The sequence below is a fragment of the Microbacterium sp. NPDC003461 genome (genome assembly GCF_053588335.1).
Window position 1 is genome coordinate 201,275 of sequence record NZ_JBSFPT010000001.1, and the last position, 16,984, is coordinate 218,258.

General features: G+C 70.3%; 20 protein-coding genes and 2 pseudogenes. 14 read left to right on the forward strand and 8 right to left on the reverse strand.

Going from position 1 to position 16,984, the window contains the following annotated elements; genetic code table 11:
• Nucleotides 1-46 precede the first annotated feature (46 nt).
• Nucleotides 47-1,174 carry a hypothetical protein gene (locus ACWDR7_RS00940; protein WP_449853063.1) on the reverse strand — a complete coding sequence of 376 codons (1,128 nt, stop codon included), beginning with the start codon at nucleotides 1,172-1,174 and terminating at the stop codon, nucleotides 47-49.
• Between the two features lie 84 nt (nucleotides 1,175-1,258).
• On the opposite strand from ACWDR7_RS00940, the gene ACWDR7_RS00945 reads away from it, so the two are divergent.
• Nucleotides 1,259-2,335, forward strand: coding sequence for a DNA glycosylase AlkZ-like family protein (locus ACWDR7_RS00945; RefSeq protein WP_449853064.1), 1,077 nt, complete (start codon nucleotides 1,259-1,261; stop codon nucleotides 2,333-2,335).
• Between the two features lies 1 nt (nucleotide 2,336).
• Here the strand turns inward: ACWDR7_RS00945 and ACWDR7_RS00950 are convergent, their stop codons facing one another.
• Both ACWDR7_RS00950 and ACWDR7_RS00955 read right to left on the reverse strand, forming a co-directional pair.
• Nucleotides 2,337-3,089 (reverse strand): tyrosine-protein phosphatase, encoded by a 753-nt coding sequence (locus ACWDR7_RS00950; protein ID WP_449853065.1) that lies wholly within the window; start codon nucleotides 3,087-3,089, stop codon nucleotides 2,337-2,339.
• Between the two features lie 33 nt (nucleotides 3,090-3,122).
• The gene (locus tag ACWDR7_RS00955) at nucleotides 3,123-3,686 is read right to left on the reverse strand and encodes an MFS transporter (protein WP_449853129.1); all 564 of its coding nucleotides are present in this window, start codon (nucleotides 3,684-3,686) and stop codon (nucleotides 3,123-3,125) included.
• Nucleotides 3,687-3,913: 227 nt separating this feature from the next.
• Between ACWDR7_RS00955 and ACWDR7_RS00960 the strand changes: the two genes are divergently transcribed.
• From ACWDR7_RS00960 to ACWDR7_RS01005, 10 genes and pseudogenes are all read left to right on the forward strand, one after another.
• The gene (locus tag ACWDR7_RS00960) at nucleotides 3,914-4,213 is read left to right on the forward strand and encodes a hypothetical protein (protein WP_449853066.1); all 300 of its coding nucleotides are present in this window, start codon (nucleotides 3,914-3,916) and stop codon (nucleotides 4,211-4,213) included.
• Nucleotides 4,214-4,321: 108 nt separating this feature from the next.
• Nucleotides 4,322-4,684 carry a 30S ribosomal protein S6 gene (rpsF, locus tag ACWDR7_RS00965; RefSeq protein WP_449853067.1) on the forward strand — a complete coding sequence of 121 codons (363 nt, stop codon included), beginning with the start codon at nucleotides 4,322-4,324 and terminating at the stop codon, nucleotides 4,682-4,684.
• 5 nt (nucleotides 4,685-4,689) lie between these two features.
• Complete coding sequence (locus ACWDR7_RS00970; RefSeq protein WP_449853068.1) at nucleotides 4,690-5,199, forward strand: single-stranded DNA-binding protein; 510 nt, start codon at nucleotides 4,690-4,692, stop codon at nucleotides 5,197-5,199.
• A 44-nt stretch (nucleotides 5,200-5,243) separates the two neighbouring features.
• Nucleotides 5,244-5,498: a 30S ribosomal protein S18 gene (gene rpsR / locus ACWDR7_RS00975; RefSeq protein ID WP_040168021.1), complete on the forward strand. Its 255-nt coding sequence runs from the start codon at nucleotides 5,244-5,246 to the stop codon at nucleotides 5,496-5,498.
• Between the two features lie 9 nt (nucleotides 5,499-5,507).
• Complete coding sequence (rplI, locus tag ACWDR7_RS00980) at nucleotides 5,508-5,963, forward strand: 50S ribosomal protein L9 (protein WP_449853069.1); 456 nt, start codon at nucleotides 5,508-5,510, stop codon at nucleotides 5,961-5,963.
• A 354-nt stretch (nucleotides 5,964-6,317) separates the two neighbouring features.
• The gene (gene dnaB, locus ACWDR7_RS00985) at nucleotides 6,318-8,927 is read left to right on the forward strand and encodes a replicative DNA helicase (protein ID WP_449853070.1); all 2,610 of its coding nucleotides are present in this window, start codon (nucleotides 6,318-6,320) and stop codon (nucleotides 8,925-8,927) included.
• Between the two features lie 156 nt (nucleotides 8,928-9,083).
• A complete protein-coding gene (locus ACWDR7_RS00990; protein ID WP_449853071.1) occupies nucleotides 9,084-9,746 on the forward strand; it encodes a hypothetical protein in 663 nt (220 codons plus the stop codon).
• A 1-nt stretch (nucleotide 9,747) separates the two neighbouring features.
• Nucleotides 9,748-10,882: pseudogene (locus tag ACWDR7_RS00995) on the forward strand (IS3 family transposase); the annotation flags it as partial.
• Nucleotides 10,883-10,980: 98 nt separating this feature from the next.
• Nucleotides 10,981-11,829 (forward strand): 3-hydroxyacyl-CoA dehydrogenase, encoded by an 849-nt coding sequence (locus ACWDR7_RS01000; RefSeq protein WP_449853072.1) that lies wholly within the window; start codon nucleotides 10,981-10,983, stop codon nucleotides 11,827-11,829.
• 162 nt (nucleotides 11,830-11,991) lie between these two features.
• Nucleotides 11,992-12,270, forward strand: a complete 279-nt coding sequence (locus ACWDR7_RS01005) for a hypothetical protein (RefSeq protein ID WP_449853133.1) — start codon at nucleotides 11,992-11,994, stop codon at nucleotides 12,268-12,270.
• 53 nt (nucleotides 12,271-12,323) lie between these two features.
• On the opposite strand, the pseudogene ACWDR7_RS01010 reads toward ACWDR7_RS01005, so the two are convergent.
• The 3 genes and pseudogenes from ACWDR7_RS01010 to ACWDR7_RS01020 form a co-directional block, all read right to left on the reverse strand.
• Nucleotides 12,324-12,608: pseudogene (locus ACWDR7_RS01010) on the reverse strand (DnaJ domain-containing protein); the annotation flags it as partial.
• A 47-nt stretch (nucleotides 12,609-12,655) separates the two neighbouring features.
• A complete protein-coding gene (locus ACWDR7_RS01015; RefSeq protein WP_449853073.1) occupies nucleotides 12,656-13,621 on the reverse strand; it encodes a cation transporter in 966 nt (321 codons plus the stop codon).
• A complete protein-coding gene (locus ACWDR7_RS01020) occupies nucleotides 13,618-14,121 on the reverse strand; it encodes a hypothetical protein (protein ID WP_449853074.1) in 504 nt (167 codons plus the stop codon). The genes ACWDR7_RS01015 and ACWDR7_RS01020 overlap by 4 nt, the downstream gene beginning before the upstream one ends.
• A 133-nt stretch (nucleotides 14,122-14,254) precedes the next feature.
• On the opposite strand from ACWDR7_RS01020, the gene ACWDR7_RS01025 reads away from it, so the two are divergent.
• The 3 genes from ACWDR7_RS01025 (at nucleotide 14,255) to ACWDR7_RS01035 (ending at nucleotide 16,069) form a co-directional block, all read left to right on the forward strand.
• Nucleotides 14,255-14,899 carry an acyl-CoA synthetase gene (locus ACWDR7_RS01025; RefSeq protein ID WP_449853130.1) on the forward strand — a complete coding sequence of 215 codons (645 nt, stop codon included), beginning with the start codon at nucleotides 14,255-14,257 and terminating at the stop codon, nucleotides 14,897-14,899.
• Entirely contained in the window at nucleotides 14,896-15,225 is a 330-nt protein-coding gene (locus tag ACWDR7_RS01030) for an amino acid transporter (RefSeq protein ID WP_449853075.1), read from the forward strand. The genes ACWDR7_RS01025 and ACWDR7_RS01030 overlap by 4 nt, the downstream gene beginning before the upstream one ends.
• Nucleotides 15,226-15,352: 127 nt before the next feature.
• A complete protein-coding gene (locus ACWDR7_RS01035) occupies nucleotides 15,353-16,069 on the forward strand; it encodes a hypothetical protein (protein WP_449853076.1) in 717 nt (238 codons plus the stop codon).
• A gap of 17 nt (nucleotides 16,070-16,086) precedes the next feature.
• Here the strand turns inward: ACWDR7_RS01035 and ACWDR7_RS01040 are convergent, their stop codons facing one another.
• Together ACWDR7_RS01040 and ACWDR7_RS01045 are read right to left on the reverse strand one after the other, a co-directional pair.
• The gene (locus tag ACWDR7_RS01040) at nucleotides 16,087-16,503 is read right to left on the reverse strand and encodes a YbaB/EbfC family nucleoid-associated protein (protein ID WP_449853077.1); all 417 of its coding nucleotides are present in this window, start codon (nucleotides 16,501-16,503) and stop codon (nucleotides 16,087-16,089) included.
• Nucleotides 16,504-16,549: 46 nt separating this feature from the next.
• Nucleotides 16,550-16,867 carry a hypothetical protein gene (locus ACWDR7_RS01045; protein WP_449853078.1) on the reverse strand — a complete coding sequence of 106 codons (318 nt, stop codon included), beginning with the start codon at nucleotides 16,865-16,867 and terminating at the stop codon, nucleotides 16,550-16,552.
• Nucleotides 16,868-16,984 lie beyond the last annotated feature (117 nt).

A 16,984-nucleotide genomic window follows, 5' to 3' on the forward strand; every position in this document is an offset into this window, starting at 1 on the left:
TCGGGGTGAGAGTGCCAACTTCACAGCGATCTCGAAGCTGCGCGGCTCAGCGGCCGAAGATGCCGATCACGTTGAGGGCGAACCACGCGATCGCGAGGAGCGCGACCACGACACTCGCCCACGACCATCCCTTCTTCAGGCGTCGCCCGGGCTCGGCCACGCCGGGTGCCGGCGCCGGCGGCGCGACGACGGCCTCGTCGCCGAAGGGCAGGGCCCCTCCGGGCGCGACGACGGCGGCCGGGGCGGCGCCCGCCGTGAGCCGCTCGTCCCGCCACCGACCCCACTGAGCGAGCTTGTCCATGAGGGCCGCGACCACCGAGAACAGCCATGCCCAGGTGCGCGGATCGAGCGTCGAGACGTTCCGTCGGGTGTAGAGGAAGAGCCAGTCGTCGACGATCTCGACGTCGAGCTGCCCGGCGTGGTCGATGAACCGCGCCATGATGTCGGGCGTGAACAGGTACAGCGCGTCGCGCTCGTAGCCCTGCGGGCAGTACAGCGCGAAGTGGCGGTCGAAGTCGCCCTCCAGGCTCAGGCGCTGATCGCGGTCGAAGGTCGTGGGCAGGTTGGAGCCGAACACGCTGTTGTTGCCGAGCGCGTCGAGCACGATGTGCGGCAGCGGGGCGTCGAGGTGGATCGCCACGTAGCCCCAGCGGTGCGTGGTGCGGTTCTTGCCCGATCCGGTCGTGTAGCGGTAGTTGCCGAACTCGACGAAGCGCGGGTGCTCGCCGCGCACCCGGCCGGTGGCCTGGCGCGAGTTGCCGCGGTTGAAGATCATGCCGGGAAGGCGCGGATCCTCGGCTCGGGGCAGGTAGCGCATTCCGTTGGCGCGGGCGAAGTGGTCGAGCCGGTATGCGGCCTCGGGGGAGCCGATCGCGCCGCGCACGACGGCGACGATCATGATGATCGGCACGGCGAGGAACAGCAGCGGCACGAGCACGAACGCCGGCGACGGCCGGTCCCCGGAGAAGGCGCCCCCGATCAGCGGCAGCATCGCCAGCCCGACGACGAGGAAGACCGACGCGAACGCGATCATGCCGGCGACGAGGCAGCCCTGGCCCGTGCCGGCGCCGTTCGCGCGCTGCTGCGCCCGCCACGCCTTCACGGCGGCGCGGTCCACGGGATCGACGAGCGGCCGCGCGTCGAAGCGATAGGCGGAGGGCGACGGCTGGCTCACCCTGCCACCGTACGACAGCCGGCCGGCGCGCCGCGGGCGGATCCGCGCCTTCTGCGTCGGCGCCCGGGGTGGCACGATCGGGGCATGCTGACGCTGAGCGGGCAGGAGGCGCGGCGCATCGCGGTGCGCGCGCAGTTCCTCGACGCGTACCGGCCGCAGTCGCTGCTCGAGGTCATGGATCAGCTCGCGGGCGTGCAGATCGATCCGACCACCGCGGTCGCGCGCAGCCAGGAGCTCGTGCTGTGGTCGCGCCTCGGCGACGCCTTGGCGCCGGCCGACCTCACCCACGCACTCGAGGTGGAGCGCACGGTGGCCGAGCACGTCACGCTGCTGCGCCCGATGGCCGACATGGGCGTCGTGCTCGCGGTCGCGGACGAGTGGGTGAATCCCGCGACGAGCGCCTGGGTCGAGGCGAACGCGGCGTTCCGCGACCGGATCGTGGCGCGGCTGCGGGCGGACGGCGCGCAGACCGCGGCCACGCTGCCGAACGACCCCGAGGTGCCGTACGCCTCCACCGGCTGGGACGACGAGCGCAACACCGGGCGGATGCTCGAGGTGCTGTGCCTGCGCGGCGAGGTCGCGGTCGCCGGGCGGGAGGGCCGCCGGCGCCTGTGGGATCTCGCCGAGCGCGTGTACCCGGCCGACCTGCACGTGCAGTCGCCGGACGAGGCCCGCGCGATCCGCGACGAGCGCCGCCTGCTGTCGCTCGGCATCGCCCGCGAGAAGCCGCTGCGTTCCCCGGCGGAGCCCTCGCCGCTCGGCCCGATCGGGCTCGAGGCCGTGGTCGAGGGCGTCGAGGGCACGTGGCGCGTGCATCCGGACGTGCTCGGCGCCGAGTGGGCGGGGGATCGGGCGGCGCTGCTGTCGCCGTTCGACCGGATGGTCTACGCCCGCGACCGGGCGCGCGACCTGTTCGGCTTCGAGTACGTGCTCGAGATGTACAAGCCCGCCGCCCAGCGGCGCTGGGGCTACTTCGCGCTGCCGATCCTCTTGGGCGACCGCCTCATCGGCAAGCTCGACGCGAAGGCCGACCGCAAGAAGGGCGTGCTCACGGTGAACGCGATCCACGAGGACGTGCCGTTGTCGCCGGCCGACGCCGACGCCGTCGACGCCGAGCTCGAGGCGCTCGCCGACTGGCTGGGTCTCGAGCTGCGGCGCTGACTCAGGCGCGATCGATCAGGGTGTCGGCGAGGCGGTCGATCTCGGCCGCGGTCATCCCGTGCGCGATCAGGTAGTCGGTGATCGAACCGTGGCGGGCGTCGATCCGCGCGAGCGTCGCCTCGAGCACGGCGGCGGGGCTCGCGGTGACGAGCCCCACGATCTCGGGGGTCGGATCGATGCCCCTGGCGCGGATGGCGGCGAGCATCTGGTCGGCCCACTCGCCGCGCAGGTTGGCCTCGGTCAGCGCGTAGTCGGCGACCACGTCCTCGCGGGCCACGCCCACCGCCGACAGCGCGAGCGCGATGACGAGCCCCGTGCGATCCTTCCCCGCCGTGCAGTGCACGAGCACCGCCTCGTGCGGTGCCGTGCCCGCGATCACGCGCACCGCGGCCGCCAGCGCCTCGCCCCGCTCGTCGACGATGTGCTCGTAGACCCGCGCGATGCCGGAGGCCGCGGCCGAGACGGGCGCCGCCCCCGCGAAGACGGGCAGATGATGCACGGTGATCGGCAGCTCGGCGAGGGCGCTGGGTGCGGCCTCCAGCTCCATCGCGCTGCGGAGGTCGACGACGTGGGCGATGCCGAGCCCCACCAGGTGCTGCCGCGTCACCTCGTCGATGCGGTGCAGGGCGTCCGAGCGGAACAGCTTGCCCCAGCGCACCGTGCCCGCGGCGGTGTCGTACCCGCCGGCATCTCGGAAGTTGTACAGCCCGGGCAGGCGGTGGTGGCGCTGCGGGGAGGGGGCGATCTCGTCCATGCTCTGCTGTCTATCACGCCGGAGCCCGCCGGGTCAGGCCGCGTCGGCCGCCCACGTGTCGGGGGTGCCGATGCGGGTGAGCGGGCGGAAGAGCGACAGGGCGATCGCGACGGCGACGAGCGTGAGCGCCAGCACGAGGAGCGCGGTGGCCAGGCCGACGCCCGCGAGCAGGCCGGAGCCGACCAGCGGTGCGAGGGGGAACGAGGCGGCGCCCGAGAGCGCGGCGACCGACGAGAAGCGGCCCTGCATCTGCTCGGGGGTGATGACGGCGGCGTACGAGAAGATCGACGCGTTCAGCGCCGGCGCGAGAAGGTAGGCGACGGTGTAGCAGGCGAGGATCGCGCCGTAGGTGGGGAAGATCGCCATGGCGAGGAACGACAGCGACATCACGGCCATGCACGCGGGCACGATCGTGCCCGTGCGCACCCGCTTCACGAGCACCGGCGCGAGGAACGATCCCGCCAGCAGCGAGGCGCCGATCATCGTGCTGAGCAGGCCGATGAGGAACGGATCGGTGCCGCGCTCGGCCAGGTCGAGCGTCACGGCGATCGTCGAGCCGTTGCTCGCGGTGTTCAGCACGATCGCGAGCGCGATCATGACCACGAACAGGGGCTGCGAGCCGACGTAGCGCAGGCCCTCGGCGAGCGCCTTGAGCGGGTGCGTGCTGCGCGCCTCGGCGAGGTCGCCGTTCAGCGGCCGGCGGATCAGGATGGCGCCGACCGCGGCGACGAGGTGAGCTCGCGCGCGACCGGCGCGACCGCGTGTGGAAGCCGCTCTCGACCGACGGGTACCGGCTGAGCAAGGACTCCCCGGAGGCGCGGCTCGTGACCGAACCCGTGCTGCGCTGGCTGCGCGCCGTGCTGGGAGGTGAGCCGGAGGCCTTCATCGGCGAGCCGGACGAGACGGTTCGCATCGGCAGCATCAGTCAGGCGCCGCTGACCAAGGCGGAGGCGGAGGAGCTGTCCGCCGAGCTGCAGGAGCTCGGCGCCCGCTGGGGGGAACGGCTCCGCAACGCCCGCGACGCCGATCCCGACACCCCGCGCCCGCTCTACCAGATGGTCTTCGCGCTCGGTCCGCTGCTGCGCTCGCGCCGCGAGGCGGACGGTTCGCGGGAAAAGCCCTGATCGGATACACTACGAAGGTTGTGCGGCCTCACGCCGCGCGATGTGCAACACACCCTCCTGCCGTCGAGAGATGCTCGGCGGCCGATCTAGTCCGAAGGAGGTGGGTCAATGACGCACCAGTACGAACTCATGGTGATCCTTCAGCCGGAGATCGACGAGCGCCAGGTCCCCACGATTCTCGACAAGTTCCTGAAGGTCATCACGGATGCTGATGGCACGATCGACAAGGTCGATGTCTGGGGCAAGCGCCGCTTCGCCTACGAGATCCAGAAGAAGAACGAGGGCATCTACGCCGTCGTCAACTTCACCGCCACGAGCGAGGCCACCGTCGAGCTCGACCGCCAGCTCAAGCTGAACGAGCAGATCATGCGCACCAAGGTGCTGCGTGCCGAAGAGGCGATCGCCATGATCGCGTCCGAGGCCAAGCGCGCCGAGGCCAAGGCTGCTCGCAAGACGGCGGCGAAGGCCTAAGCACCATGGCCGGCGAAACCGTCATCACCGTGGTGGGGAACCTCACGGCGGACCCGGAGCTTCGTTACACGAACAACGGCGTCCCCGTGGCGAACTTCACGATCGCCTCGACGCCGCGCACGTTCGATCGCGCTTCGGGCGAGTGGAAGGACGGCGAAGCCCTCTTCCTCCGTGCGAGCGTGTGGCGTGACTTCGCCGAGCACGTGGCCGGATCGCTGACCAAGGGCATGCGCGTCATCGCGCAGGGCCGCCTGAGCCAGCGCTCCTACCAGGACCGCGAGGGCAACCAGCGCACCGCGATCGAGCTGGAGGTCGACGAGATCGGCCCCTCGCTCCGCTTCGCGACCGCGCAGGTCACCCGCGTGGCACGTGGATCCGGCGGCGGTCAGCAGTTCGGCGGCGGGCAGCAGCAGCCCCGCCAGCAGGTGTCGGAGGAGCCGTGGGCGACTCCGGGATCGGCCGGAGCCGACGCATGGAGCACCCCGGGATCCTTCGGCGACGACACCCCGTTCTGAGCCGGAACCCCATCCAGATCTCTCTTTCTCACTAAGGACCCAACATGGCTGGAAAGTCGAGCGGCGACCGCCGCAAGCCGCGGAAGGGCGCGAAGAACGCCGCTCCCGCGAAGTCGATCCGGGTCGGCGTCATCGATTACAAGGATGTCGCCACCCTTCGCAAGTTCATCTCGGAGCGCGGCAAGATCCGCGCCCGTCGCATCACCGGCGTCTCGGTGCAGGAGCAGCGTCTGATCGCCAAGGCGATCAAGAACGCTCGCGAGATGGCTCTCCTGCCCTACGCGGGCGCGGGCCGGTAAGGAGCACCCATGTCGAAGCTGATTCTCACGAACGAGGTCGACGGCCTGGGCAGCGCCGGAGACGTGGTCGAGGTCAAGGACGGGTACGCCCGCAACTACCTCATCCCGCAGGGATTCGCCGTGGCGTGGACGCGCGGCGGCGAGAAGCAGGTGGCGTCGATCCGCGCCGCCCGCGAGGCCCGCGCGATCGCGACCCACGAGGAGGCCGTGGCCCTCAAGGGCAAGCTGGCCGAGGGCAAGGTCAAGCTCGCCGTCAAGGCGGGTGCCGAGGGGCGCCTGTTCGGCTCGGTCAAGCCGGCGGACATCGCCGCCGCCGTGTCCGAGGCCGGCCTGGGCGACCTCGACAAGCGCAAGATCACCATCCCGTCGCCGATCAAGTCGGTCGGCGAGCACGAGGCTCTCGTCCGTCTGCACGACGACGTGACCGCCGTGATCAACATCCAGGTGGTCGCGCTCAAGAAGTGATTCTCGAGACGCACGCCGAGACGGCGCGGATCCCTCGGGGTTCGCGCCGTCTCGCGCTGTATGTGGATGAAGATGCGACGAGCGACGACCTTCATGTGCAGGTTGAAGTGCAGTTCTCTCCACAGACTGTGGAATCGGAAAAGCTCTGATTACGCGCAGTTTCTGCGCACGATGATGCGGGCGTGCCCAAATCTGTCCACAGGCGGCGTCCACACCGTGCACGGCGTTTTGCCCAGGATCGTCCACAGAGTTATCCACAGGGTGAATTGCGGGCGGGGTGAACGACTCCTAGCGTGAACCGGCAGGCCCGACTCGACGTCCATCGCGATGTCGGAGGTCCGTGGTTCCATCCCGATGAACGATCAAGCCAGCAGAGGAAGTGGTGCGCGCGTGTCGATCGCTGACATCTCGGAGGAGCGACTCGGTAGCTCCCGGGATCAGGAGCGCACGCCGCCGAACGACCTGCTGGCGGAGCAGAGCACCCTGGGCGGGATGCTGCTGTCGAAGGACGCCGTCGCCGACGTCATCGAGACGCTGCGAGGGCCGGACTTCTACATCCCGAAGCACGAGCTGATCTTCGAGGCGATCCTCTCGCTGTACTCGCACGGCGAGCCCACCGACGTGGTCGCCGTCACCGACGAGCTGCTCAAGACGGGTGACCTGCAGCGAGCCGGCGGTGCCGACTACCTGCACACCCTCACCTCGATCGTGCCGACGGCGGCCAACGCCGGCTACTACGCCGAGATCGTCGCCGACAAGGCGCTGCTGCGCCGCCTCGTCGAGGCCGGCACTCGTATCGTGCAGATGGGGTACCAGGGCCAGGGTGACGCGACCGACCTCGTCAACGCGTCGCAGGCGGAGATCTACAGCGTCACGGGCACCGAGACCACCGAGGACTACGTGCCGCTCAACGTCGCGGTCGACGCGGCGATCGAGGAGATCGAGGCCGCCCGCGGGCGCGACGGCCAGATGACCGGCATCCCGACCGGGTTCACCGAGCTCGACACGCTCACCAACGGCCTGCACGGCGGACAGATGATCGTCGTCGCCGCCCGTCCCGCCATGGGCAAGGCGCTCGCACTGGACACCCCACTGCCGACGCCGAGTGGATGGACGACCATGGGCGAGGTGCAGGTCGGCGACGAGCTCTACGACGCGGCCGGGCGCCCCACTCGCGTCGTGGCGGCGACCGAGGTGATGTACGGTCGTCCGACCTACGAGGTCGTCTTCTCGGACGGCTCGACGATCATCGCCGATGCCGAGCACCAGTGGGTGACCGAGACGCGCGCGAGTCGTCGGGGCACCGGCGGTACCGGGATCGTGACGACCGAGCAGATGCTCGCGACGCTGACGGTCGGCGCCGAGGCTCGCGCCAATCACTCGATCCGCAACGCGCAGCCGCTCCAGGCTCCCGAGGCCGACCTGCCGATCGCACCCTACGCGCTCGGCGCGTGGCTGGGTGACGGCCACAGCGACGGCGCCCGGCTGACGAGCGAGACGGCCGAGATCCCGGCGCTGATCGCGCGCCAGGGCGTGCGCGTCGAGGCGCGCGGGCAGATGCTCTACGCGCTGAAGCTCCTTGAGCGTGAGCCGCTGGTGCGCGACTGCGAGGTGTGCGGCGCGGAGTTCATCGCCCGGCACCCGCACGTGCGCACGTGCGGTCGGACGTGCGGCCCGAAGAACAAGGGCGCGCACCCTGAGCGCATGTCGTGCCCGGATTGCGGGAAGCCGTTCTCGGGGGAGTCGTGGCAGTGCGCCGCGTGCTACCGCGATCACGGCTCGTTCACCGCACTGCTGCGGGGACTCGGCGTGCTCGGCGACAAGCACATTCCCTCCGCGTACCTTCGCGCATCGGAGGCGCAGCGCCGCGAGCTGCTCGCGGGACTGATGGACACCGACGGCTCGGTCGTCCGCGGCGTCGGGTCCTGCCAGTTCGCGGTGACGAGCAAGAAGCTGGCCGACTCGGTCTACGAGCTGATCGTGGGGCTCGGGTATCGCTGCGGCCGCACCACCAAGCGGGTGCGCGGTCGCAGCGAGGCATCATCGACGGCGTACATCCTGAACTTCTCGACGACCGACGACGTCTTCTGGCTCGAGCGCAAGCGCGCGCTCCACGCCCAGGAGCGCCCGTCGAACGCCACGCGCATCGGCCGCCGGTACGTGACGGCTGTGCGACCGATCGAGAGCGTGCCCGTGCGGTGCGTGCAGGTTGACAACGACGAGCACCTGTACCTCGCCGGCGAGTCGATGATCCCCACCCACAACTCGACGCTGGCGCTCGATTTCGCCCGTGCAGCGGCAATCAAGCACCAGAAGCCGGCCGTGTTCTTCTCGCTCGAGATGGGCAAGGCCGAGATCGCGATGCGCCTGCTGAGCGCCGAGGGCGCGATCCCGCTGCAGAACCTGCGCAAGGGCATGCTCGACTCGCGCGACTGGACCACGGTCGCGCAGACGCAGGGGCGCATCCACGACGCCCCGCTGTACATCGACGACAGCCCGAACATGACGCTCGTCGAGATCCGCGCCAAGTGCCGCCGGCTGAAGCAGCGGGTGGGCCTGAGCATGGTGATCATCGACTACCTGCAGCTGATGACGAGCGGCAAGCGCGTCGAGTCACGACAGCAGGAGGTCTCGGAGTTCTCGCGCGCGCTCAAGCTCCTCGCCAAGGAGCTCCAGGTACCCGTCATCGCGCTGTCGCAGCTGAACCGTGGCCCCGAGCAGCGCACCGACAAGCGCCCGCAGGTCAGCGACCTCCGCGAGTCGGGATCGATCGAGCAGGACGCCGACATGGTCATCCTGCTGCACCGAGACTCGGTCTACGACAAGGACACCCGCCCCGGCGAGGCGGATCTCATCGTGGCCAAGCACCGAAACGGACCGACGGCGACGATTGAGGTCGCCTTCCAGGGACACTTCTCCCGCTTCACCGACATGGCCCCCTCGGGCTTCGGCGGCGACGAATAAGCGGTTACCCGACCGGCGGCGCCCCTCCCGATCCCGGGGGGGCGCCGTGTCACTTCCGTCCACCGCTTCCTGTGCTCGGGAAATGTCGCACCCCACCACTACCCTGGCTTCATCCGGGTATCGCACAGTCCACCCCACGGTGGCTTGCGAGCGACGATGCTGGCCGATTCGCAAGCGGCCGTCCCACGAAGGCGACGTCACCTCATGCACAAGATTGCCCTCGGGGCCATCATCGCGGCCGCTGCCGTGGTCGTCGTTGGATGCGCGCCCACCGCGCCGACGGAGCCCGCTCCCGCGCCCAGCACGCCGACTATCGAACCGGCGGTGCCTAACACACCGAGCCCCGAGCCGACCGAGGATCAGGCTTCAGGTGATGGCACGTCGCCGCGCGGCAACCTGGTCAAGCGGGTCGGCGAGGTGTTCGGGTTCGGCGACTCGATCGACGCCCTTGACGCGTCCTTCGTCGTCACCTCGATCACTGTCGATCCCGGGTGCACGGGTGAGTTCGCCGAGAGCCCCGAGAACGGTCACTTCGTCAAGATCGACCTCGAGGGTGAGACGACCTCCGCGTTCGCGGATCAGATGTACTTCAACGGAACATGGAAGGTGATCGCCGAGAACGGCACCACCTTCAACGGAGACCCGAACTCGATGGCGGCCTGGTCGTGCCTGACCGACGCAGAGATGATTCCGTCCGTGGTCGGCCCCGGCGAGCGAGTGGCGGGGAGCATGGTGCTCGACGTGCCGACCGCGACCGGCGTGATCGTGTTGGACATGACGGGACAAGGCGGTTGGGAGTGGGAGTACCCGCAGCCCTGAACGTCAACGCGCTGTCGCCCTCGGTAGCGGCGTCACCATCAAACAGATCGCCGCCGACTTCGGTATCAGCGAAGCGACGTTGCAGAACTGGCTCCGTCAAGCCGACGTCGAAGACGGTAACCGTCCCGGCCAGACCGCCGCGGACGCTGCCGAGGCGCGGGAGTTGAAGAAGCGGATCCGGTTGCTCGAGCAGGAGAACGAGGTCCTCCGCCGTGCGGCGGCGTATCTGTCGCAGGCGAACCTGCGGCTTGGTGGCTCCCCAAAATGACGTACCCGCTCGTATCTGAGCTCGCCGACGCGGGGATCCCCGTGACGGTGTCGTGCCGGGTTCTCAAGCTCGCCCGCCAGCCCTACTACCGGTGGCGCAACGACCCCGTCCGGGACGCGGACGTGCTCCGCGCATATCGGATCAACGCGCTGCATGATGCGCACCACGAGGACCCGACGTTCGGATACCGATACCTCGCCGACGAGGCCCGCCGGGCGGGGTGGCGGATGAGCCGGCGGACGGCGTGGAAGCTGTGCTCGCAGGCCGGGATCCTCTCATCCGCGCAACGCCGGCGACGCGGGAAGGGGAAGAAGGCCGGGCCGCCCGTGTTCGACGATCACGTCCAGCGCGTGTTCCGCGCCGATGCACCGAACCGGCTCTGGCTCACGGACATCACGGAGCACTGGACGAGCGAAGGCAAGCTCTACTGCTGCGCGATCAAGGACGTGTTCTCCAACCGCATCGTCGGCTACTCGATCAGCGACCGGATGACCGCGAAACTCGCCGTAGACGCCGTCCGAAATGCTGTCGCGCGCCGCGGTGAGGTCGCCGGCTGCATCACGCCGATAGGGGCAGCCAGTTTCGCAGCCGCGCGATGGTCCGCGAGTTACGCCGTCACCACATGGTCGGATCGATGGGACGAGTCGGCGCCGCCGGCGACAACGCGGCCATGGAGAGCTTCTGGTCACTGCTGCAAACGAACGTTCTCAACCAGCAGCGGTGGGCGACCCGGCAGGAGCTGCGACTCGCCATCGTCGTTTGGATCGAGCGGAAGTATCACCGCCAGCGCGCCCAGGACACCCTCGGCGGCTTGACGCCCATCGGGTTCGAAGCCAAGCTAGCCGAGCCGCTCACACTCGCGGCCTAAACCGAACCTGTCACCAGTTCGCTCACGCCCATCCGTCCGATCCTGTGCCTTCGATGCAGGGAGGAGAGTGGTTGGTGACTGTTCAGAAAGAAGGAGTCATGCAGAACCTCACCGTTCTCGGCACGGGTGTGCTGGGATCGCAGATCATCTTCCAGGCCGCGTACTTCGGCAAGACCGTCGTCGCGTACGACATCAGCGATGAGATCCTCGCCAAGCTGCCCGAGCGCTGGGAGTACCTCAAGCCGCTGTACCTGCGCGACCTGCCCGACGCGACGCCGGAGAAGCTCGACGCCGCCGTGGCGCGCATCCGGGCGACGAGCGACCTGGCCGATGCCGTGTCGGACGCCGACATCATCATCGAGGCCGTGCCCGAGCGCCTCGACATCAAGCGCGACACGTGGGCGAAGGTCTCGGCCGTCGCTCCCGAGAAGACGATCTTCTGCACCAACTCGTCCACGCTGCTGCCGAGCGACATCGTCAGCGCGACGGATCGCCCGTCGAAGTTCCTCGCCCTGCACTTCGCCAACGAGGTGTGGAAGAACAACACCGGCGAGGTCATGGCGCAGTCCCAGACCGACCCCGCCGTGTTCGAGCAGGTGGCCCAGTTCGCCGAGGAGATCGGCATGGTCGCGATCCGGGTCAAGAAGGAGCAGCCGGGCTACGTGCTCAACTCGCTCCTCGTCCCCCTGCTCGGAGCCGCCGCCGCCCTCTGGGTGAAGGGGGTCGCCGACATCGAGACGATCGACCTCACCTGGCGCAAGGCGACCGGCGCTCCCCTGGGCCCGTTCCAGATCTTCGACGTGGTGGGCATGGTCACGCCCTACAACCTCAACAAGGACAGCGCCGACCCGGTCCAGCGCGAGTTCGCCGAGCGCATCAAGAAGGACTACATCGACACCGGCCGCCTCGGCCGCGGCGTCGGCAAGGGCTTCTACGACTACGCCTGACGCACCGCTCGACGGCGCCCTGGATCCCTGCGATCCGGGGCGCCGTCGCGTATAGCCCGGCAGGCATACGATCGTCAACCCTCCCTCGCCGATTCCGGTTCCGCCGTCGCGATCGGGATGCTGGTCAGAGCACCATCCACTGGCCGAAAGGCAGGACAGACGATGACGTTGACCGCAGATCCCACCCCCGCTCGACGCAGCGCCGGCGCCTACGCGCCGATGTCCTCCGGCCACCCCGCGCTGGGCCGTGCCCCGGAGGCGACGATCGTCCCCGTCGGCCTGGACTGCTACCAGATCGTGCTCGACGGCACCGTCAAGGGCTACGTCTGCGCCATCGGCGACGGCTGGGAGTGCTTCGCCGGCACGCACCTCGGCGAGGCCCGCCCGACCGGCTCCCGGCACAGCATCACCGCCGCGATCCGGGATCTGTGCCGCGAGTGAGCGTCCCCCGGGAACGGCGAAAGGCCCGGACCGAGGTTCCGGGCCTTTCGCACACGGTAGCGGAGGCGGGAGTCGCGCGGCGCGGGCGGCGCGCTCCAGCCGCGCCAGTCGGAGTCGCCGACGAACCCGTGGCCGCGATCGTAGGCGACGCGTGCCTCCTCCGTGCCGACGAGCTCCCACGCGCGCTGCACGTCGATGAACTCCGCGGCCTCGCCCCCGGCGTCGGGGTGGGTCTGGCGCAGGCGCAGGCGGAAGGCCCGGCGGAGCGCGTCGACGTCGGCGGAGGGGTCGACGCCGAGCACCTCATACGCCGACCTCGAGAGCGGGCTGTCGAACATGGGCTCCTCGATCGGGGGACGTCCAGCCTATGTGCCCGCCCGCCGCGTCAGGTGCTGCGGTCGGCCTCCTCGGGGAGCCGATCGACCGGCACGACGACCACGTCCTGCATCTTCCAGTCCAGCTGCGCGACGCCGTCCGACGCGTCGCGCAGCTGCCGGATCGTCACCCGGCCCCGCCGCGGCACGACGAAGGCCTCGACGTGGAACACCTGGCCCTGGTCGCGCATCCGCACGGCCGCCCGCGCCACCCACGGCAGCGACCGCAGGTAGCCGACCGTCTCCGCGATGAGCGGATGCGGCTCGCCGTCGTCGTACGTGCGCGCGCGCCGATCCATGAGGTCGGTGATCGCGGCGCGCGTGTTGCGCACGCCGTCCCAGATGATGCCGAGCGAGATGAACAGGGCCGCCGCGCCGTCCAGCCACCAGACGCCGGCCCCCACGCCCAGCACGCCGACGATCGATGCGGCGTTCGTGTGCCAGTCGGCGCGCGCCATGTCGGCGTCGGCGTAGAGCAGCTTGTTGTGCAGCACGGGGGCGAGCTTCGCCTTGACGCGGCCGTAGAACAGCGGCCCGATCACGATGAGCGCCATGACGCCCACCATGAGCCAGCCGAGCCACACGGTCTCGCCGAACAGCCGGACCGTGCCGATCGTGGGATGCTCGGCGGCGATGAGGCCGACGACCGCCTCGACGGCGAGGTTCGCGCCGACGGCGAGCAGGGCCACGCCGGCCACGAGGTGCCCGACCCCCATCGCGCGATGCCGGCCGTAGGGATGCGCCTTCGACGGGCGCCGGCGCACGAACAGCAGCGCGACGAGGAAGGCGAGCTGCGGCAGCAGCGAGAGCATGTCCTCGATCCACGCCGTCTTCATGGCCTGCGAGTTGCCCACGACGAACGCGACGAGCGTGATCGTCACGAGCGTGTAGCCGATCGTGAACAGCTCCCACCGCACGGCGCTGCGCAGGGCGTCGCGCTCGCGCTGCGGCAGATCGGTGCGCCCGAATCGGGTCACGATCCGACCTCCTCGTCGAGGAAGGCCTCGAGCTCGGCGAGCATGGCGTTCTCACCCAGGGGCACGAGCACGGCGATGGGCCGCCCGTCCGCGCCCGGGATGCCGGGGTAGCCGCGCGTGAGACCGCCGCGGTCCGACCAGGGCGTCGCGTCGGTGAAGCCGCCGACCGCGAGGTCGAGCCGTCCCTCCTCGAGGCCGGTGACGAGGCTCTCCTCGCTCGCCACCGTCCACTCGGCGTCCGCGTCGATCCGATCGGCGAATTCCTCGACGAGATCCACGAGCGGCCCCTCCGGCTCGCCGCCGCGCACCTCGACGAGCCCCGGATCCGCGGACGCCCCCGCCCGCAGCGTGCCGCCGCTCACGCGGTCGAGGGTGCCGTCAGGATCGGCGGGGATGCTGAGCCCGCAGGCGGGGAGGGAGAGGGCCGCCGCGAGCAGCGCCGCAACCCGGAGCCACGGCCTCCGCCGGCGCGGTCGGTGCGCGACGCGTCGGTTCTGCATGCCCCGAGCCTTGCCGCGCGGGCGCCGGGACGCAATGCCTTGCGAGGGCCTGGCACGCCGTTGTAGCCGGGCGCCGCCCCGGCCCCTGCCGAATCGTTCTCCCAGGTGGCCGGAATAGGATGATCCGGTGACTATGACGGCCCGGCACGTGCAGTTGCTGCGCGCCCTGTTCGCGGCGATCGCCGCCGTGATGATCACGTTCTCGCCGGATCACTCCGCCGAGGTCGGCCTGGCGGTGTTCAGCGGCTTCGCCGTGACGACCGCCGCCGTGCTGGGGCTCGCGGTGTGGCTCGTGCAGCCGCAGGGCCAGCGCGGCCGGTTCGTGCTGCTCGCGACCGTCTACCTCGTCGCCGGCGTCGTGAGCGGGCTGCCGCAGCTGCGTAGCACCACGATGCTGTTCGCCGTGCTCATCGCCTGGGGTCTGCTCGCCGGCCTCGTGGAGCTCGTCATCGGGCTCGTGGATCGCCGCGCCCGCCGCGAGACGGCGCGCGACACGATCGTCGTCGGCGTGCTCGGCCTCGTGCTGGCCCTGGCCGTGCTCCTCGTGCCCGCGGGCTACCGCCTCGACTACTTCATCGAGGAGGCCGGCCGCTCGTTCACCCTCACCGGCACGATCATCGCCGTGGGCCTGCTCGGCGGCTACGCCGCCATCGTGGCCGTCTGGCTCGGGATCGCCGGCCTCTCGCCGCGCGCCGAGAGCGGGCCGGCGGCGGCGCCGGTGGACGCCCGCGAGAGCACCTCGACCTCTTCCGCCCCGACCCCGAAGGACCCGCAGTGACCGACAAGAGCCGACGCCGCGAACTCATGCGCCCCGTGCAGCTGGTGGGGATCGCGTTCGTCGCCGCGGCGTTCGCCGGCCTCGTCACCGCGATGGCGATGGGAGCCTGGCAGGCGATCCCCGGCGAGGACGTGCTGCGGGCATGGGCGGTCGCGGGGATCGTCGCGGGCGTGTCGTTCATCGCCGTGCTGCTGATCCTCTCGCTGCTGCTGCTGGCGATCGATCCCGCCGACGTGGAGCGGCCGGTCGACGGGCCCGTTCTGCTGCGCGGTGAGCCGAAGAATCGGGCCGCCGACGAGGGCGCTCGCGGCGAAGACGGATCCTGATCCCCAACGGTCCCCACATCTCCCCTAGAATGCCCATGGATCGCGCGGCCAGTATCCTGCGCGGGGGACAGGGGCTTTCATGGCACATGACACTGGGGCTATCGAGGAATCGACCATTCCTTCGGGGATGAGCTCGACCAAGAAGCTGCGCGTGGAGTTCGCGGGCGAATGGCACGAGCTGGCGCCCGATCAGCAGTTCACGATCGGTCGCGAGGGCGACCTCGAGGTGGACGACAACCAGTACCTGCACCGCATCTTCCTGGAGATCTCGTTCTACGACGGGCTCTGGTGGCTCGCGAACGTGGGATCTCGCCTGTCGGCGACGGTCTCGAGCGCGGGCGGCGCCGTGCAGTCGTGGCTCTCGCCCGGCGCGCGCATGCCGATCGTCTTCGCCGAGAGCGTCGTGGTCTTCACGGCCGGTCCCACGACCTACGAGCTCAACCTGCACGCCGACGAGGCGCCCTTCGCGGTCTCGTCGTCGATCCAGAACCAGGTCAGCGGGGAGACCACCGTGATGCCGGTGAGCTTCACCCCGCTGCAGAAGCTGCTCATCGTCGCGCTGGCCGAGCCGATGCTGCGTCGCGACGGCGTGAGCATGAGCGAGCTGCCGTCGAGCACGGCCGCCGCACAGCGCCTCGGCTGGACGATGAGCAAGTTCAACCGCAAGCTCGACAACGTCTGCGACAAGCTCGACCGCATGGGCGTGCAGGGGCTGCGCGGCGGCCCCGGCAAGCTGGCGACGAACCGCCGCGCGCGCCTGGTCGAGTACGCGGTGTCGTCGAACCTCGTCACCCGCGACGACCTCGGGCTGCTCGAGGACGAGGCGCTGCGCGCGCAGGACTGAGCCTCGCGCCGCCGCGGTCAGCGGGCGGTGAAGCGGGAGAGGTAGTCGTCGGGCTCGGGCCCGTCGTCGCCGTAGCGTTGCTCGATGTCGGCGCGCAGCTCGGCGGTGAAGGCGCCGTTGCCGAGCGTGTTCTCGGTGAGCGCGAGCGCCTGCTCCGCCGCCGCCTTCTGCGCCGCGCGGATGGTGCTTGTGAGGAGTTCGCCGAGCGCCTGCGGGGCGAGATCCATCGCGGCGCCGCCGAGCTCGACGGCCGATACGGCGCCCTTCGCCGTCGCGACGACCGTCACCTCGCCGCGCGGAGAGCTGGCGCGGGCGGTGGCGTCTTCGATCTCCCGCGACAGGCGGTGAATCGCCTCCTGCCGGCGCCGGGCCTGGTCCATCTGCTGCTGCACGCGCTCGCGCGCCGCCGCGAGGCCGCTGAGGGGGTCGGTCATGAGCTCTCCAGGATCTCGGCGAAGCCGGCGAGCGGGTCCGTCATGCTCACTCCCACCCCGCGCGCGCGGCAACGAGATCGTCCCACATGATCTTGATGAGGATGGAGGTGTCGTCGTCGGCGAGCGGGAGGCCCAGCTGCTCGGCGAGCCCGCCCAGGTCGATGTACCCCTCGTGCACGCCCGGCCGGCGGCCGTCGCGCACGCCCAGCGAGATCCGCTCGAATCCCGACCCGGCGTTGTCGGCGATGACGGTGAGCATGGCGCGCAGCTGCGCCTCGGTCATCGAGTCGTCGTCGATGTCGACCCCGACGGACAGGTACTGCGCGAAGCCCTCGTACCCCGTGGATGTCTCGACCGCGGTCACGCGATCGTCGGCCTCCTCCAGCGCGGCCGGGAGCCGATCCGCACTTCCCGCGGCGCATCCGACGAGCGTCGCCGCCAGTGCGGCAGCCCCCGCGATCGCCGCTGCGATTCGATAGCC

Coding starts and splice junctions, on each gene's coding strand:
- ACWDR7_RS00945 (WP_449853064.1), top strand. CDS start 1,259: ATGCTGACGCTGAGCGGGCAGGAGGCGCGGCGCATCGCGGTGCGCGCG.
- ACWDR7_RS00950 (WP_449853065.1), bottom strand. CDS start 3,089: ATGGACGAGATCGCCCCCTCCCCGCAGCGCCACCACCGCCTGCCCGGG.
- ACWDR7_RS00955 (WP_449853129.1), bottom strand. CDS start 3,686: ATGATCGCGCTCGCGATCGTGCTGAACACCGCGAGCAACGGCTCGACG.
- rpsF (WP_449853067.1), top strand. CDS start 4,322: ATGACGCACCAGTACGAACTCATGGTGATCCTTCAGCCGGAGATCGAC.
- ACWDR7_RS00970 (WP_449853068.1), top strand. CDS start 4,690: ATGGCCGGCGAAACCGTCATCACCGTGGTGGGGAACCTCACGGCGGAC.
- rpsR (WP_040168021.1), top strand. CDS start 5,244: ATGGCTGGAAAGTCGAGCGGCGACCGCCGCAAGCCGCGGAAGGGCGCG.
- rplI (WP_449853069.1), top strand. CDS start 5,508: ATGTCGAAGCTGATTCTCACGAACGAGGTCGACGGCCTGGGCAGCGCC.
- dnaB (WP_449853070.1), top strand. CDS start 6,318: ATGAACGATCAAGCCAGCAGAGGAAGTGGTGCGCGCGTGTCGATCGCT.
- ACWDR7_RS00990 (WP_449853071.1), top strand. CDS start 9,084: ATGCTGGCCGATTCGCAAGCGGCCGTCCCACGAAGGCGACGTCACCTC.
- ACWDR7_RS01000 (WP_449853072.1), top strand. CDS start 10,981: ATGCAGAACCTCACCGTTCTCGGCACGGGTGTGCTGGGATCGCAGATC.
- ACWDR7_RS01005 (WP_449853133.1), top strand. CDS start 11,992: ATGACGTTGACCGCAGATCCCACCCCCGCTCGACGCAGCGCCGGCGCC.
- ACWDR7_RS01020 (WP_449853074.1), bottom strand. CDS start 14,121: ATGCAGAACCGACGCGTCGCGCACCGACCGCGCCGGCGGAGGCCGTGG.
- ACWDR7_RS01025 (WP_449853130.1), top strand. CDS start 14,255: ATGACGGCCCGGCACGTGCAGTTGCTGCGCGCCCTGTTCGCGGCGATC.
- ACWDR7_RS01035 (WP_449853076.1), top strand. CDS start 15,353: ATGAGCTCGACCAAGAAGCTGCGCGTGGAGTTCGCGGGCGAATGGCAC.
- ACWDR7_RS01040 (WP_449853077.1), bottom strand. CDS start 16,503: ATGACCGACCCCCTCAGCGGCCTCGCGGCGGCGCGCGAGCGCGTGCAG.